The 15,803-nt window shown below is 35.4% G+C and carries 19 protein-coding genes; 16 read left to right on the forward strand and 3 right to left on the reverse strand.

The features are described from left to right. Positions 1-267 precede the first annotated feature (267 nt). Positions 268-714, reverse strand: coding sequence for an RrF2 family transcriptional regulator (locus ACOI1C_RS06250; RefSeq protein WP_422509064.1), 447 nt, complete (start codon positions 712-714; stop codon positions 268-270). A gap of 226 nt (positions 715-940) precedes the next feature. Here ACOI1C_RS06250 and hmpA point away from each other — a divergent pair, with 226 nt between their 5' ends. Continuing rightward, positions 941-2,155: an NO-inducible flavohemoprotein gene (gene hmpA, locus ACOI1C_RS06255; RefSeq protein WP_422509066.1), complete on the forward strand. Its 1,215-nt coding sequence runs from the start codon at positions 941-943 to the stop codon at positions 2,153-2,155. 175 nt (positions 2,156-2,330) lie between these two features. Here hmpA and ACOI1C_RS06260 read toward each other — a convergent pair whose 3' ends face one another. Continuing rightward, positions 2,331-2,669 carry an EAL domain-containing protein gene (locus tag ACOI1C_RS06260; protein WP_422509068.1) on the reverse strand — a complete coding sequence of 113 codons (339 nt, stop codon included), beginning with the start codon at positions 2,667-2,669 and terminating at the stop codon, positions 2,331-2,333. Positions 2,670-3,217: 548 nt separating this feature from the next. On the opposite strand from ACOI1C_RS06260, the gene ACOI1C_RS06265 reads away from it, so the two are divergent. The 12 genes from ACOI1C_RS06265 (at position 3,218) to ACOI1C_RS06320 (ending at position 11,839) form a co-directional block, all read left to right on the forward strand. Next, positions 3,218-3,607: a helix-turn-helix domain-containing protein gene (locus ACOI1C_RS06265; RefSeq protein ID WP_422509070.1), complete on the forward strand. Its 390-nt coding sequence runs from the start codon at positions 3,218-3,220 to the stop codon at positions 3,605-3,607. Then, positions 3,579-4,391 (forward strand): ImmA/IrrE family metallo-endopeptidase, encoded by an 813-nt coding sequence (locus tag ACOI1C_RS06270; RefSeq protein WP_422509072.1) that lies wholly within the window; start codon positions 3,579-3,581, stop codon positions 4,389-4,391. The genes ACOI1C_RS06265 and ACOI1C_RS06270 overlap by 29 nt, the downstream gene beginning before the upstream one ends. Next, a complete protein-coding gene (locus ACOI1C_RS06275; RefSeq protein WP_422509074.1) occupies positions 4,391-4,987 on the forward strand; it encodes a hypothetical protein in 597 nt (198 codons plus the stop codon). Before ACOI1C_RS06270 ends, ACOI1C_RS06275 begins: the two co-directional genes overlap by 1 nt. A 145-nt stretch (positions 4,988-5,132) precedes the next feature. Continuing rightward, on the forward strand, positions 5,133-6,176 hold the full coding sequence (locus ACOI1C_RS06280; RefSeq protein WP_422509076.1) for a tetratricopeptide repeat protein: 1,044 nt from the start codon (positions 5,133-5,135) through the stop codon (positions 6,174-6,176). Positions 6,177-6,246: 70 nt separating this feature from the next. Beyond that, positions 6,247-7,620 carry a M20/M25/M40 family metallo-hydrolase gene (locus ACOI1C_RS06285; RefSeq protein WP_422509078.1) on the forward strand — a complete coding sequence of 458 codons (1,374 nt, stop codon included), beginning with the start codon at positions 6,247-6,249 and terminating at the stop codon, positions 7,618-7,620. 64 nt (positions 7,621-7,684) lie between these two features. Further along, the gene (locus ACOI1C_RS06290; RefSeq protein ID WP_422509080.1) at positions 7,685-8,047 is read left to right on the forward strand and encodes a gamma-glutamylcyclotransferase family protein; all 363 of its coding nucleotides are present in this window, start codon (positions 7,685-7,687) and stop codon (positions 8,045-8,047) included. Positions 8,048-8,085: 38 nt separating this feature from the next. Then, entirely contained in the window at positions 8,086-8,541 is a 456-nt protein-coding gene (locus tag ACOI1C_RS06295; RefSeq protein WP_422509212.1) for a gamma-glutamylcyclotransferase family protein, read from the forward strand. A 170-nt stretch (positions 8,542-8,711) separates the two neighbouring features. Further along, positions 8,712-9,347 carry a helix-turn-helix domain-containing protein gene (locus tag ACOI1C_RS06300; protein ID WP_422509082.1) on the forward strand — a complete coding sequence of 212 codons (636 nt, stop codon included), beginning with the start codon at positions 8,712-8,714 and terminating at the stop codon, positions 9,345-9,347. Continuing rightward, the gene (locus tag ACOI1C_RS06305) at positions 9,331-9,924 is read left to right on the forward strand and encodes a PIN domain-containing protein (protein ID WP_422509084.1); all 594 of its coding nucleotides are present in this window, start codon (positions 9,331-9,333) and stop codon (positions 9,922-9,924) included. Before ACOI1C_RS06300 ends, ACOI1C_RS06305 begins: the two co-directional genes overlap by 17 nt. A gap of 748 nt (positions 9,925-10,672) precedes the next feature. Further along, positions 10,673-10,978, forward strand: a complete 306-nt coding sequence (locus tag ACOI1C_RS06310; protein WP_422509086.1) for a hypothetical protein — start codon at positions 10,673-10,675, stop codon at positions 10,976-10,978. 29 nt (positions 10,979-11,007) lie between these two features. Beyond that, a complete protein-coding gene (locus ACOI1C_RS06315; RefSeq protein WP_422509088.1) occupies positions 11,008-11,628 on the forward strand; it encodes a hypothetical protein in 621 nt (206 codons plus the stop codon). A 22-nt stretch (positions 11,629-11,650) separates the two neighbouring features. Beyond that, on the forward strand, positions 11,651-11,839 hold the full coding sequence (locus tag ACOI1C_RS06320) for a hypothetical protein (RefSeq protein ID WP_422509090.1): 189 nt from the start codon (positions 11,651-11,653) through the stop codon (positions 11,837-11,839). A 20-nt stretch (positions 11,840-11,859) separates the two neighbouring features. Here ACOI1C_RS06320 and ACOI1C_RS06325 read toward each other — a convergent pair whose 3' ends face one another. Beyond that, positions 11,860-12,006 (reverse strand): hypothetical protein, encoded by a 147-nt coding sequence (locus ACOI1C_RS06325; protein ID WP_422509092.1) that lies wholly within the window; start codon positions 12,004-12,006, stop codon positions 11,860-11,862. Positions 12,007-12,059: 53 nt separating this feature from the next. Between ACOI1C_RS06325 and ACOI1C_RS06330 the strand changes: the two genes are divergently transcribed. From ACOI1C_RS06330 to ACOI1C_RS06340, 3 genes are all read left to right on the forward strand, one after another. Further along, positions 12,060-12,473: a hypothetical protein gene (locus ACOI1C_RS06330; RefSeq protein WP_422509094.1), complete on the forward strand. Its 414-nt coding sequence runs from the start codon at positions 12,060-12,062 to the stop codon at positions 12,471-12,473. A 284-nt stretch (positions 12,474-12,757) separates the two neighbouring features. Further along, positions 12,758-13,087: a phosphoribosyl-ATP pyrophosphohydrolase gene (locus tag ACOI1C_RS06335; RefSeq protein WP_422509096.1), complete on the forward strand. Its 330-nt coding sequence runs from the start codon at positions 12,758-12,760 to the stop codon at positions 13,085-13,087. Beyond that, complete coding sequence (locus tag ACOI1C_RS06340) at positions 13,077-15,503, forward strand: DEAD/DEAH box helicase family protein (RefSeq protein WP_422509098.1); 2,427 nt, start codon at positions 13,077-13,079, stop codon at positions 15,501-15,503. Before ACOI1C_RS06335 ends, ACOI1C_RS06340 begins: the two co-directional genes overlap by 11 nt. Positions 15,504-15,803 lie beyond the last annotated feature (300 nt).

Here is a 15,803-nt window from a genome sequence, read left to right on the forward strand (position 1 = left end):
GATAAATAGAAGTTTGAAAATATTCTCTTCTATTCCTTTTCTTTGAGTCCTTAAGGAGGTTGTTTATATGAATCGAATTGATACGAAAGAAAGTGCTCGGCATCTAGACGAAGATTTGAATGCTTCTCTCAATATGATTAGTGAAGGGGCACCAGATTTTGTGGCGATTGATGATGAAGAATAGGATATAACGTAAATAAACAGCTGAAACGGATATTATAGATCCGTTTCAGCTGTTTATTTTATTCTAATGGCAAATAAGAGAACTTATTCATCTGGTGATTGACCGAGTAATGCTTGAAGGTCGAAGGGATTTTTGACCAGATCATCTAATGTATATTCGTCCAAGACTTTTAGATATGCCTGTAGTGCTTTTTGTAAGACATGTTTTAACCCACAAACAGGGGAGATAACACAGCGATTATTTTCCGCATCAAAACATTCGACAAGATGGAAGTCTTCTTCGGTTTGGCGGATGAGAGCTCCTATATTAATTTCTGTCGGCTCTTTTGCAAGTCTGATTCCACCGTTTCGCCCTCTAATGGTTTCGAGGATTTCCATTTTTCCAAGTTCGTGGGTCACTTTCATTAAATGATTTTTGGAAATATGATAGGAATCTGCAATTTCTTTTATATTGGCAAGGTCTTGGTCTTTTTTTGAGGCTAAATAGATGAGGACGCGTAAAGAATAATCTGTATATAATGTTAGTTTCATTTCACTCACCTTTATCGAATTCGAATCTATTTTAATCACTTTTTTTCTACTCTAATCTTACGTGTAAATGAATAAAGGATCATTGTTTCAGTATACGCTTTTATTGATTCTTTGTTCAAATGTGACGATTTTATTAAAGATGTATCTATTATATTGCTTTTAATATTTGTGGGTGTATAGTAAAGATATATTTAAAATGTATCTTTAAAAGGAGTGGGAGATCAACATGCTTTCTCAAAAATCGATTGACATTATTAAATCAACTGTACCTGTTTTAGAAGTGACTGGGGTAGAAATTACAACAGAATTTTACAAAACACTATTTGAAGCTCATCCTGAACTATTAAATATTTTTAATCAAGCAAATCAAAAACAAGGCCGCCAGCAAACGGCGTTAGCAAATACAGTTTATGCAGCAGCACAAAACATAGAAAACCTGAAATCTATAGTACCTGTTGTGGAAAGAATTGCGCACAAGCACCGTAGTTTAGGCGTTAAGCCTGAACATTATCCAATCGTTGGGGAGTATTTATTAAAAGCCATTAAAACCGTATTAAAAGAAGATGCGACCGACGAGATTCTGCAAGCTTGGGAAGAAGCATACGGTATCATTGCGAATGTTTTCATTAGTGTAGAAAGTGAAATGTACGATGAGGCAAAATCTCAAAAAAATGGATGGGAAGGTTTCAAAGATTTCACGATCACTAAAAAAGTAAAAGAAAGTTCATTGATTACATCGTTCTATTTCCAACCAAACGATCAATCAAACGTTCCTTCCTATTTACCTGGTCAATACATTACGATTAGATTACTAATGCAAGGGCAAGAATACACACAAATCAGACACTACAGTTTATCCTCAGCTTACACACCTGGAGGATACAGAATTTCAGTGAAGCGTGAAGGCGAGAATAACCCAAATGGACAAATGTCCACGTATCTTCATGATAAGTTAAACGTAGGTGATTCTGTGGAATTAACTGTACCAGCTGGCGACTTTTATTGTGATGTAGAGGAATCAACACCAATTGCACTCATTAGCGGTGGTGTAGGAGTGACCCCTATGTATAGCATGCTTGAGTCCATTACCGAAAAAAATCCATCACGTCCTGTTACATTTGTTCATGCAGCGCGCAATAAAGAAGTGCATGCATTTTCTAAGGATGTCATGCAAAATATTTCGAGGCTAGAAAATGGCAAAAGTTATATTGTGTATGAGCAAGATTCCTCTGAATGTGACTTTAACGGGTATCTAAACTCTGACATATTAGGAGAAGTGATAGACCAAGATAGTGTTTGTTACGTTTGTGGGCCGCCTCCATTTATGGCTGGTGTCATTCAAGCGCTTGTAGAAATTGGCATACAGCAAGAGAGAATTCATTACGAATTTTTTGGAGCTGCATTAGCACTTGAAAAGAATTCTAAAGTAAGCACTAATTAACTAAAAAGCTTGAATCGGCAACAGGAGAATCCTGGCCAATTCAAGCTTTTTTGTATGAAATTTATTTGTATCGGAAATAACAAATTCTTGAGACAATTTGTCCACAAGTTATCTAGTAGTGCGTGCTCAAAGGAAGAAATTCGAAGCTGCCTACCCGCGATTTTTTGAACATCCTTTAGTAGAATAAGATAATACATATTTTATTCACAGTAACATAGCTTTCTACACAGATGCGAAGCTTGTCACAACAAGAGATTGGACTAGTTGGTTCTGGGCTTGGATTTGTATGAATATTACGAATCAGTGATTTATCGATAAATTCAGGTTTTAAATATACAAGCGTCTTAAGACTATTGTATCCTGTTCCTGCATCATCTACGGCCACTCGGAATCCTTGTCGGCGATAATTATCTATAATATCTTCAAAGCGATTATAGTCTATCACCGCCTCTTTTTCAGTTAGTTCTAATACAATTCGACTTGGCAAAAAATTGTATTTATCAAGTAGTTCCAAAGTTCTCCCACTTCAATATGCCGAATCAGCTAACACTTGGGGTTGAATGTTAAGAAACACCAATCGATCCTTGTGAATTTGGGCATCTAGTAACTGTCTGAATACCTCTCCAGTGAGAGGTTGCGCAGAAAGGCTTCGACCATAAACACATTATCACTTTGAACTACGTAATCATAGAATTTTTCTGTTGTCGAAAACATTGGACTGGTTTCGGGACGACTAATAATTTCGAAAGCAATTGTAAGTAGTAAAGAAGTTTTTAAGGAGATAGAATGAAAACTAACCAACTAACAACACTGTTTAAATATTTAATGTTTCTAGTTGTCCCCCTGAAATTTAGGTATGTCGTGTTTTTATCTATACTATATGTCAATTATAAGGGGGGCAACCACTGTCACTATCCGGAATTTGTCGAATAAGGATCGACAAATTCCGGGTGGTGACAGGCACCCTTTATTACTTGTGTATATTTTAATCAGTTATTTTACAATGATGTGTAAATATTATATAATTTATGTTGAAGATCGGACAGGAAAGGATGAAAAAATGTGTCAAAATTAAAAGATGAAGTTATTGGTAAAAGAGTTCGTCAGGCTAGATTGGAGCTTGGTTTTTCCCAAGAAGAATTAGCTGTAGGTGTGGGCTTATCTAGATCGCAGATAGCAAATGTTGAATCGGGTCGTACTGTTTTATCACTAAAGGATGCGGATACTATTTGTAACTTCCTAGGTTTAGAACTTATTGAACTCACTGATGTAACAAAGCGTGAGTTAGATTCTTTAATATTATTTCGTCAAAAAGAACATGATCATGATGTATTGTCAGATGAAGAGTTAATTGATTGGTCGGACCTTATTATTAGAGAGGTACTTTCTCAAGAGCAGTTGTATAAAAAAGGGGGGGATGTAAGTGTTTATACGTCCAGAAGGGAAAAGTAAGCTTTCTGAGTTGGAGAAGAAGAAGTTAGAAATAGAGGCAAAAGAATTTTCTAGTTCAGTTCGATTACAATTGAAACTAAATGATATTGATAATATTGATATCATTAGACTTTTAGAACAGCAGGGTATTCTTGTTTTCCAAATAAAGGGTTTAAAGTCCTCTGGATTTATTCGTATTCTTGAGGAGGAAAAAGCTATTTTTCTTAATGGATCCGAGCCTTTAGGAAGACAATACTACACGGCTACCCATGAATATTGTCACATCTTAAGAGATTTAGATAAGGTAAGAGGAATAGATGAAAATTTAGAAGAGTCAGGCTATGAAATTGCGAAAATGGAATACTTTGCTTTTAAGTTTGCAGACTACTTTCTTATGCCAGAAAAATCACTTTTACACTACTTGGAAGTTCTGAATATTAATGATTTCTCTTTAATAAAAATCGCTGATGTATTTTCGATTCAACATCATTTCAAACTAAGCTACAGACAAGTAACGCGTATGATGAATAAGTATGATATTATTACGGATTTACAGAGAGAAGATTTTAATAAGCTAAGTTCAAAAGAAAACCCCGATGAACTCGTTCATGCTACCAACGAAGCAGGTTTTGACACATCTCTTATTTTTCCTCTAGAAGAAAGCCGTATCCCAACAAGATTCATGGAATATATAACTCAGAATATAAAAAATGAAAGGCTTACACAGAAAAAAGCCATATATTTATCAAATTTATTAGGGATCCCTAGTTTACTTTCTTATGTACAGGGGGATGACTTCAACTAATGCGTGTATTATTTCAAGCTGCTGTTATGTCTGATACCGATATTATCGTTCACATGATAAAAGGTAGAATATTTTTTGAAATTGTACCTATTATGTTTGATCGTATTTATATCACTCCAAAAGTGGAGGAAGAATTAAAAAATAAGCACTTGGGAATTTACGGTCAAGTATTGCCTTATTTAAATAAGGATACATACATAAAAAGGACTAAAAATGAGTGGTCAAGTTTGCCAATAGAAAAGAAGAAATTGGTGAATCAAACAAAAGACCGAATGAGAGCAATTTTAGATCCTGGAGAGCTAGATTGCTATGCTTATTCCTTAGGGATGGAAATAGACGTAATCCTTAGTGATGATAGAGGTGCAAAGGAACATATTTCACTTGATTCCAATAATGAGAAGGTTATCATTACATTTTGGGATTTGCTAATCTTGGCCTCTAAGTCTGATAAATTAGCCTGGTCGGAGGCAGAAATTCTTTATAATGCAGTAATATCGAGGTGCAATCTAAGACTTCCACCATTTGAAACACAAGTGAAGGCTTTTGAGAACTATTGTGGATCACATCCATGGGTAATAAGAAATTTGAATATGTGAATTAAAATCGAATGTAACTGGTTAATAGAGGAGATAAGAGATTTTATGTATCATAGATTGATTTCATAGTGAATCGGGTAATTAAATTAATAGACTTTCAAAGGGGCACAGTACCTGTCCCTACATCCCTTAGGAGGTGCACAATTTGCAATTAAGAAACATGTCAATCGAAGAACTTGAAGATCTTGAACAGGACATACATGAACGTGAAGGTGATAATCCGTTATACTCTAAGAAAATAGATATCTATGAGGAAATGGTTCGTAGACTTAGGAAAATAGTTAGAGATAGTCCAGAGGAAAAGAGTTACCTGGAGTATGTGACTAGGAAATTGGTTTTTCACTTAATTCACTATGGAACTTATCTTAAAATGGAGTATCAAAAGGATGATCATTTAGCTATAAATTGTCTAAAAAGAGCATTGAGTTTTGATGCAAATAACCCAATTGTAGCATATAGACTAGGTTTTCTATCTTATAAACATAAGGATTATCAGAAATCCCTACACCATTTCCAAAAAGCAATAGATCATGATCCATACTATGAGCAAAAAGATTTTCGTCTTAATGAAACTCAAATAGTGAATGCTCACCTGTACTTAACGAATAGCGCTTTATATATTGCGAAGGAAACGTATGAAGGAATGTCGAAGTTACCATTTGATAATCAGCATGAACTTCCTCATTATGAATTATCTTCACTCTATAAGAGTTTGTCTGAAAACGAGCGTTTCTTGGAAAAGAAAGCATTCTACAAGATTACTGAAGAAGAAACGGCTACTTGTTCAAAGGGGGAGTGTGATGAACTAATCACGCATGAACCCAGGAATACCATTGTTCTTTATTTTAATGATCGAACTATAAAACTTGTCTACAATGATAACTCGGTAGACTTGGGCCAAAATCATGGTGATATCCTTCGTAATCTACTTACGAAAAGCTCAGAGGAATTGCCTGCAACCAGAATAACACTGCAAAATTTCTTTTCGAGTTCCATTGTGAATGGAGAAGTAAATAGAAACACGTATATTCAGGCCATGAACAGGTTAAAAACTAAGCTGAGAAGTTGTGATATTCCTCCCATCATTCAAACTAGTAATTACAGAAGGGAAACCGCCTACTACTTTGATAAGACCTTGCCGTACATCGTCATGTTCCGAGTTGATCAAGAAATTGAATATTTATCATGAAAAATGCGATGACAGGGATGTCATCGCATTTTTGCGATAATTAAGCCATAACCAAAAGGGAGATGATACGATGAAAAATTGGAATCAATTATTTATTCGTCAGGGGTTTATGGTGCAAGAAGAGAGTGCAAATGTATTTGTTTGCTGGAAGGAAACAGAGGAGAATATGACATTCTTGTTAGAGTGCCTACAGAAACTTTCTATATCATATGCTTTTGAAAAAGGTATTTTAACCATAACGACCCCGGTAATAACAGAAGAAAAATGGTTAGAATGTGTTGATTATAAACATAGAGGTAGAGGAGAAAGCTTATGGTTCCGCCCTGGGAAGGAAGAACCAAAGGTGAAGGAATTAGACACCTATATCGCTGGAATGGTACGACAGCTGAACCGTCTTGGGCTTCATACAGAGTATTGCTGTGATGGTCATGAACGACAAGGATCCATGATTAGCTTTGCAAAATGGGTAGATATGGAGAGTGTAACGAAAGTTCTATGTGCAGCTGGGTTATCCAGATTTCACACTAGAAATCGCCAAATAAGAATGTCAAGTAAACGCCAACTGCTCCTAGATGCTACAGAAAAGCTAAATAACATTCAAAAAGAATGGGTACGAAAAGATTTAGAGTTTATTAGAAAACAATTATTTCTAAATCAGCTTGAGCAAAGCTTATCCATTAATGGGGAAAGTGAAAATGAGGAGAGTATTCGTCAGTTCGTCATTGCAAACCTTTGTCCCTATGTAGATTATTTAACAGTAGACCATAAAGGAAATGTTCTTGCACAAAAAGTTTGTGGGAATGGCCATGGTCCCTCAATCCTTTTAAATGCTCATTTAGATACAGTTGATGTTTTTGAAGAAGGTAGAATCATTATGAAGGATGGACCTATTTGGTCTAGTAGTAGAGGCATATTAGGAGCGGACGACCGTGCAGGTGTCACTATTTTGTTACAACTAGCTGAGCGATTAAGTTCAAATAGTTTTAACGGTAAGGTTAAATTTATATTTACAGTTGAAGAGGAAATGGGCTTAATAGGAGCTTCAAACATAGATGATTACTTTCTATGGGACGTAGACGCTGCCTTTGTGGTTGACCGCCGTGGTACAGGAGATATCGTCACATCATGTGGCGGATATATTCCATTCTGTGATGAAAGCTACGGGTTATTTATTGAGGAAACAGCAATTAATAGGGGCCTATCGGGTTGGAAATGCACCAAAGGGGGAAGCAGTGACACAAGAATATGGGCTGCACACGGTATTCAAAGCGTCAACCTCTCAGTCGGGTATCAAAGAGAGCATACATCTGAAGAAACACTTGATACCGATGCTTGCTACAACACTCTTGAACTGTTGATTGGAGTGTTTCAACAATCAAGAGAATTAAAAAGAGTTCTTCAACGGATTAATAATCAAAACAATAGAATTCCAGTGTCACTATAAGTAGAACTTTGCAGTTAAATCAATAAAATTCAAACGTCTTTCCGCAATAAAAGGAGTGATAATTATGGAAAACAAACATCTAGTTTTCGTTTTTGGAACACTTAGAAAAAATGAAAGAAATCACTATTTATTAAAAGCTTCCAATTGTCTGGCTGAGCAGGCCTGGACAACCGGAAGCTTGTATGGCACTAATTACGGATACCCTGTGTTACAAGAGAACAAAAGGTCTCGAGTATATGGTGAGATTTATGAAGTGAATAGTAGCCAACTAGCAAGACTTGATGAATTAGAAGGTTATCGTGGAGAAGGAGAAAGCAATTACTATGACCGCATAACAAAAAGGGTTCATACAGACGAAGGAGTACATGAGGCGTATGTATATGTGATGAATAATGCTAATTCTGATATGGAACTTTTAAAAAATTAAAAATGGTGATTTTAAGGTTTACAATTTGATTAAGAAGAATTAATTCGAATCATTATTTTGCGTATGGTAGCTGTATGGACAATGCTAGATTTAAAAATTCGAAGGTGAATCACCATTTTAATATGGTTTTAGGTCGAGGAGTTTTGGATGGCTACACACTGCGTTTCACAAGGAGAGCAGCAGACGGAGGAATAGAAGATATCGTAGAAGAAGGTGGAACAGTAGAAGGTAAAGTGTATGAAATTACATCAGACGCACTTCATTATTTATATGGAAGAGAAGGAGTAAATGCTGGCTGTTATTGCCCTAATGTCATACAAATAAAGCTCGATGATCAAACCATTATTGATGCACTGACGTTTGTTGTCGTAGAAAAAGAAGCAGAGATAGCGCCTCCCGTTCATTATATGGAAGAAATACTTAGAGGTGGAGAAGGTTTTGTACGTCAGACCTATTTGAACAGTCTTAAAGAACGAGTAAAACCATTAGATTAATAGAAAAGGAGAGGATAGCAATGAGTACAATGACAGCTCAGTCATTAATTAGAAAAGCATTTTTTATCCTATTATATCATCATGAGTAGAATAACGATCATTGTTACGTTTGTTGGGTTTGTTGAGTATTTGTGTATATTAAGATAGAATGAAAGCAGGAGGTGTAAAAAATGGTTAACATTAGAGATTATGAGCAAGAAAAAATGTGGGATAGTGTTCAAACCTTAGTAAGTATTGATGTTGATCAAGCGAAAGCGGTCTTAAAGGCTGTCATTGAGCGTTCTTTTCAGTATATGAACTTACTTTCACCAATTGGATTTAGCATTCGTTTGGCTATACCTAGTGTAAATGACATTGATCAACTTCGAAAAATTGAAAAGGAAATGAGAAGTGCACAAGCACACCTTAATCAAGAAAAAGCATATGAGACTTTAGTGGATTTTATTGAGTACATTAGTAAAATAGGAGAGGGTGATCCACAAATTATACGAAAAAAATTAATAGTCTCCCTTTTAATGGAGGGAAAGAAAACCTTCAAAGTTGTTAAAAAATCAGATCGATTAAATATTCCTTATTACACACCAAATGAAGTTGCAAGAAAGTTAGGATTAAGTGATCAAACCATTCGCAGAATGTGTGAGAATGGAAGATTCGAAGGTGCTTATAAGACAGACGGAGGCCATTGGAAGATACCGCAGGATGGCTTCATTACAACGCAAGAACAAGATCAACATGCTGAGTCCATCCTTAAACAAATAGATAAAAAAAATAAGGAAGCAGGAGATGTTGATGAATTTGATTTATAATGTACCTAAATCACCAAAGGTGTTTATCGACACCACTGTACTTTGTGGAGCTTTACGGGTAGATGGTATAAATCGAAGAATTCTGAGAGCTGCCCGTTTCCCTTTTTTATACCGTCCAATTATATCTAGGGTTTGTTTATTTGAATTTGTCCGAAATGCCGCGCAAGGTCTTGGTAATGGCAATAACAGAGTAATTTATAATCAGGAAGAAATTGAAATGTTTTTACATGAGTTTTTAAGTCCAATATTAGATCAATATAGTAATCTACCAGTTAATAGCCTAATTGGTCGATACAGTGTTGAAACAATTATTCGAGAACACCGTCCCATTGGTGAAGTATTGGTTGATTTGAGTGGTTGCGACCATAATAGAGCTAACCAAATTGTGTCTACTCTAGAGATGTCCGAACCACTACGTCGTTTTGACCAAGACGATTTTCATGTTTGGATAACTGCTATACAAGAAGAATGCGAGTACATATTGACAACTAATAAACGGCGCTTTCCCTCGGCAATTGGTAACATAAAACGTATTCATCCAAGAGATTTTTATGAACAATTGTCAAACTTCAATTAACCATCCCTCTTCATTAGACTACCCCTTAAACTACCCTGCGGATTCTCAAAAATCATATCTCCATTATGGATAAATACTTTTCTCAAAGAGCTCTTCTTCATCTAATTTACCTTCAAATGAAGTGAGACCCATACAATTGTATGGGCCTTTTTGGGTCTTTTGTGACTAAACAACTTTTTGAAGGGATATACCAAATTATGTAACCCTTTTATGATACAGTAGTAGCATGTCAGTAATTTACAAATAATAGGGACAACAAACCTGTCCCTTTGACCCGAGGGACCACGTCACTCTTGTTAAAAATGAAACGCTGTTTTCTCTTCGCTAAGATTTACAATAACTAGAGTAGATTTTCGATTTTAGAGCTTAAAAGTAAGGAGAGGCATTAAACGATATAAATAAATAATAAAGGGATTTGTAATAATTTGTAGGAATTCTAGGAAAAAAGATTCTAAATTCATATTTAATTGAATCAATTAAACAATGCCACTTGATCTATGAAAAACGGTAAAATTTGAATTTGAAAAATAGAAAGGAGCATATTTCTTGTCCCAATATTCAAAAAAAAACAAATTACAGACTACCTAAAAAAATTACAAGAAGACACAAAGGATACGATTAGTACATTCAAAGAATTGTACAAGGATTACCCAGGAAAGCCCAAACATTTGGAAGAAATATGGCTTATGTTTGTATCGGCATTGCTTCTTATCTGGGTTGCGGTTAAAGACATTAGAAACATATTCCAGTGATTTCTTTATTTACTTCAGGGGAAACAGGGAAGGTACCAAGTTGGTTCAATTACAAAAATGTTTTGTATTTGCTTATTATAGTCAATACATATAAGGCACTTAAATTTTACGTAAATTCAGTTCAAAGCCAACCTAAATCAAAAAACTTCAGCCTTGGAATCTATAAAGAAGAACGAGTTGAGCATAAGATAGTAGATGCACTATTAAAAGATAAAGAATTAGATTTTGAAAAAGTCAAAGAGTTTATCGAAGAAATGGCTGATATCGAAGAACAGGAAAGACAGAGGAAGACACTGAAATAATTGAAAAACATAATAAAGATTATGGCAGATTGGTAAGTGAAAAGCAGAAAGCAGAAAGTCAAACTGAAGAATTCGCCTCTTTACTTGGAGAAACTGATAGTAAGAATCAACCACTAACTAATTCATTTGAAAAAATGACCTTGCAATACAATGAATATAAAAATCTTCTAAAAATCTATAATGAGAAGGTATCAATGTATTCAACGGTTAACCTTACAATGAAAGATTTAAAAATAATAGACCCATACTCAATTTATAAATTAAAAGTTGATGAGTTAGAACACATTTTTAGCAGTCATGATATGCGTAGAGTAGAAGATGTTGATATAATAAAATTAGATGAAGAACGGTTTCAAAATTGCGCATTTGTAAAGGTGAGCAATCAAAGAAATCACCGAGAATATGACGAAAGTTATCATATAGCATTTTATATAAGGATTAACGACGGGACAAAGTGGGTAATTAATATACATCTGCAAGATGAGAGAAGAGAAATCTATGATCTTCTGATTTCACAACCAACAGAAGATGAAATTCTCTTGTCACAAAGGAAAGATTTTACTATAATTTACCTAGAGGGTCTATATGATGTTCTTTCCCTAATGTGTGCATTGGTTCGTAAAGAAGATAATGTAAATGCTGGTAGTTAATTTGTAAGAAAGGGTGAATTTTATGCCACGAAATAATAAAGTTGTTATTGTACAAGTAGAAGAATACGAACGTGACATTCTAAGAAAAACTCACGAAGACAGATTAAACAGAATAACAGCAAAGCAATTAAGGGAAAGCAGAGAGATTCACAAACGAGTCCAAACTGCCTTGCTAGATTACAACCTTAAAAAAGAAGTTAACACTAATTAAACATACAAAAGCTAAGTGAATTATATTCGCTTAGCTTTTTCTTTTTCGTAGTTTTCAAGAGCATGTTTGACCTTACTTGATGTTTTTTCAACACAGGTACGAACCTTTTTGTTTAAATGATTGATGATCTCGTCTGTATCTGGCCGTCTTCTTATTGGGTTAGTCATCGTCACATTACTCCCTTTATCATAATAAAAGAATTTATCTGGGGGTGTCTGCTATGGGCTCCAAAAAAATACTTGATCAACTAGCTGAAGACGACGCTAAAGAAATGTTTTCTATTGCACAAGATGCACTAGTTAATCTAGCTATTGACTATATGATCACTGAAGACGTGTTTAAGATTAGTCTCGAAGGTAAACTGAATAAAGCTATTACACCAAAATGGTTGGAAAACATGTATCAGTCCGGAAATAAAAGAGATGATATCGTAAGCTCTCGGTTAATTTTTGCATATGAGCAACTTGAACCTCTTTTCGAGGAAACTATTAAAACAAGAAATACTGTATTACTTCCTAAAAACAGATTGTTAAAAAGGGAGATAAGCAAAACATACAGATTCTTACTATTTCAGTATTTAATTATTAAATTTAAAAGTCTATTAGGTACGAAATCGAACCTTATCAGTTCTTAAAATACTATATATATTATTTAACAGATTCATATAACCTGGATTATGTAATTCTGTAAATATAAAAAAAAGGAAGTTTCAAGTGCACTGTCGCCACCCGAAATATGTCGAATTTTATACACTTCGGGTGAGGCTATAACAGAATAGACGTTAAATGAAGAACCAAAACTTTATAAACAACAAAGACCTTCGCATGTCTACTAGATATGCTTTTTTTGATATAATTAAATTACTACAATTTGGAAAGATAAAAATCAATTCTACGAAATTGAGGGAGAGTTATTAAAATGCCAATATACAACAAACTAGTCCGAGACCAAATCCCAAATGTAATCGCAGCAACTGGAAAGAAATACTCAACTACAATCCTCTCAGACGAAGATTACATCATAGAACTACAAAAGAAAGCCTCCGAAGAACTAGAAGAATACATAAATGCTAAAGATCAAAACGAAGCAATCGAAGAACTTGCTGACCTTCTTGAAATCCTTCATGCCTTTGCTGAATATCATGGAACCTCAATCCAAGAGGTTGAAAAAATACGGGAGAAAAAAGCAGAAGAACGTGGTGGGTTTAAGGAAAAGATTTTCTTAATCGAGGTTGAAGATGAGCAATAGCCAGTTAATCACCACCAATTTAGTTCATGAATTGAGAGAGAGGATACAAGAGGCAGACTCCATCTATATTTTATCCTCTTTTTCCATGACGTCTGGAGTAAGAATGCTAGTAGATTCCTTAAAAGAAGCCGCTAGTAGAGGTGCAGATATTAAGGTGTGTACGGGTGACTATTTATTCATCACTCAACCGGAAGCTCTTACTTTACTAAATAGCATTCACCCCAACCTTGAGATTAGACTTTGGAGAAGTAATGGAGTTTCTTTTCATCCAAAGGCGTATCTTTTTCATTATGATAAGAATGGAACCATCATTATCGGTTCTTCCAATCTATCGAAATCGGCATTGACCACTGGTATTGAGTGGAATGCTCTGTTAAAAGAGGGAGCAAATCAAGAAACGTTTGATTATGCTACAAAGCAGTTTATTGACATTTTCTACTCGGAACATACAGTGGCCATTAATAGTGAAACGATTAAGCATTATCAGCAGGATTATGATCTGTTTCATCAAAAAAATCCTCAGCTTGCTCAGAAGATGACGGAACTTGAGGAGTTAGCCTTGATGTATCAGCCTAAACCTGAGGAGCTTCCAACCCAAGTTGCAGAAGAGGGATCTGGATATGATGAAATAGCTCCGCGTTTTGCACAAGTAGATGCTCTGGAGCAATTGGGGTCTGCCATTGAAGAAGGATATAGCAGTGCAATGGTTGTAATGGCTACAGGACTTGGAAAGACCTATTTGGCAGGTTTCTTTTCACAGCGATACAAACGGGTATTATTTATTGCTCACAGAGAAGAGATTTTAGGGCAAGCAAGGTTATCTTTTAATAAAGTTAACCCGAACAATACATATGGAATATACAATGGACATTCAAAGGAGTCCAATGCGGATGTAATATTTGCATCGATCCAAACTCTTAGTATGAAACGACATCTGGAGGTTTTCAGTCATGATGAGTTTGACCTTATCATTGTGGATGAGTTTCACCATGCAGCGGCAGATTCTTATCAGAGGGTGTTGAATTATTTTCAGCCTGAGTTTCTGTTAGGTATAACCGCAACCCCAGATCGTGCTGATAACAAGGATGTATATGCCATTTGTCATGGAAATGTTGCCTACCGGATTGACTTTATTGAAGCCATTCAGCAGCATTGGCTATCACCTTTTCATTATGTAGGCGTTTATGATGAGACTGATTACTCCCAAATTACCTGGTTAGGTGCTAAGTATAATGAACAGGAGCTTTTAGCTGTACAATTGAAAGAAGAAATGGCTGAGAAGATCTTGGAAGCGTGGAATTTACATAAGCAAACCCGTACGATTGGATTTTGTTCTTCAATCAGACAAGCTAATTTTCTCTCGGACTATTTTACTGAGCATGGATACCGTTCCATTAGTCTACACTCTAGATCAGATATTCCGAGGGAAAATGCTATCCAACAGCTTGACCAAGGGGAATTAGATATTATTTTCACAGTGGACTTGTTTAATGAAGGTGTGGATATTCCTTCTGTTGATACAGTTCTATTTGTTAGACCTACTGAGTCTCTGACTGTCTTTACACAGCAGATTGGGAGAGGGTTGAGACTTCATCCTGAGAAAGAAAAATGTGTCATTATTGATTTGATTGGAAATTACCGAAATGCAGACTATAAGCTTTCCTTGTTTAATATAGGTGAAACTGAGGTTAAAAAAGGTGTCTCTACAATCCCGCAGGTTCCAGTTGGGTGTGTAATAGATTTAGATATAAGAGTCATTAATTTAATTAAAGAGCTTTCACTCAAACACCAGCCGAGAAAGCAGAAGCTGTTGAGTAATTATCGTGTGCTGAAGGAAGAGCTTGGAAAAAGACCATCCTATCTTGAGCTGCATTTAAAAGGTTCGGTAGATGTAAATGAATACAAGCAGGAATTTAAGACATACATAGGCTTTTTAGTGTGGGCAGATGAATTAACTAGTAACGAGTTGGATGTCTATAATGATTACAAAAACTGGTTATCTGAGGTAGAGAAAACTGGGATGGCGAAAAGCTATAAGATGGTTGTTTTGAATGCGATGTTAAAGCGTGGTAAGGCAGCATGGTATAACAGCATCACACCTCAGGAAATTGCACCTGGTTTTCATCGATACCTGACTGAAAAGGACTACAGAAAGAAGATAGATTTCTCGGACAAGGAATCCAAGAGGTTATGGGAGTATGATGAGGAGAAAGTAAGTAGTCTCATTTCTAGAATGCCCATGTCAAAATGGAGTGGGAGTTCAAAAGGCTTGGTTGTTTTTGAGAAGAATGTGTTCAGCATTAAAATAGATGTAAAAATTGAACATGAACAAACTTTGTTTGAATGGACGAAGCAAATTTGTGAGTATAGGCTGCAACGGCATTTTGAGAGGAAAGGGATGAAGCAATTAAACTGAAAGAGTTTTTTACATAACATAACTCGCTGTATTAGAATTTAATTAAACTTAGAGATTCTAAACGAACGATGGAGGCAAACAAAAACCTAACGACCTAGTTTAGAATAAACAAAGAGACAACTCCTTAAAGGATAGTGGAAGAGGACAGTGGGTTTATTATAAATAATTGGATGTTGACTGTGCAACTCTACCAACATTCCATTGATAATGGTTTTACGGATAAATGGATGCCAAAGAAGCGAATAATTAGTTGAGATGAAAAGACTAAGTTGTTAAGAAAACTCTACCTAGAAGTGTATA

Origin of the sequence: Bacillus sp. DJP31, from assembly GCF_049310945.1 — a bacterium.
Classification (GTDB): domain Bacteria; phylum Bacillota; class Bacilli; order Bacillales; family SA4; genus Bacillus_BS.

What these genes read in the sequence shown, in the direction of transcription:
- ACOI1C_RS06250 (WP_422509064.1), bottom strand. Translation starts at nt 714, where the DNA reads ATGAAACTAACATTATATACAGATTATTCTTTACGCGTCCTCATCTAT.
- hmpA (WP_422509066.1), top strand. Translation starts at nt 941, where the DNA reads ATGCTTTCTCAAAAATCGATTGACATTATTAAATCAACTGTACCTGTT.
- ACOI1C_RS06275 (WP_422509074.1), top strand. Translation starts at nt 4,391, where the DNA reads ATGCGTGTATTATTTCAAGCTGCTGTTATGTCTGATACCGATATTATC.
- ACOI1C_RS06285 (WP_422509078.1), top strand. Translation starts at nt 6,247, where the DNA reads ATGAAAAATTGGAATCAATTATTTATTCGTCAGGGGTTTATGGTGCAA.
- ACOI1C_RS06290 (WP_422509080.1), top strand. Translation starts at nt 7,685, where the DNA reads ATGGAAAACAAACATCTAGTTTTCGTTTTTGGAACACTTAGAAAAAAT.
- ACOI1C_RS06300 (WP_422509082.1), top strand. Translation starts at nt 8,712, where the DNA reads ATGGTTAACATTAGAGATTATGAGCAAGAAAAAATGTGGGATAGTGTT.
- ACOI1C_RS06305 (WP_422509084.1), top strand. Translation starts at nt 9,331, where the DNA reads ATGAATTTGATTTATAATGTACCTAAATCACCAAAGGTGTTTATCGAC.
- ACOI1C_RS06320 (WP_422509090.1), top strand. Translation starts at nt 11,651, where the DNA reads ATGCCACGAAATAATAAAGTTGTTATTGTACAAGTAGAAGAATACGAA.
- ACOI1C_RS06325 (WP_422509092.1), bottom strand. Translation starts at nt 12,006, where the DNA reads ATGACTAACCCAATAAGAAGACGGCCAGATACAGACGAGATCATCAAT.
- ACOI1C_RS06330 (WP_422509094.1), top strand. Translation starts at nt 12,060, where the DNA reads ATGGGCTCCAAAAAAATACTTGATCAACTAGCTGAAGACGACGCTAAA.
- ACOI1C_RS06335 (WP_422509096.1), top strand. Translation starts at nt 12,758, where the DNA reads ATGCCAATATACAACAAACTAGTCCGAGACCAAATCCCAAATGTAATC.
- ACOI1C_RS06340 (WP_422509098.1), top strand. Translation starts at nt 13,077, where the DNA reads ATGAGCAATAGCCAGTTAATCACCACCAATTTAGTTCATGAATTGAGA.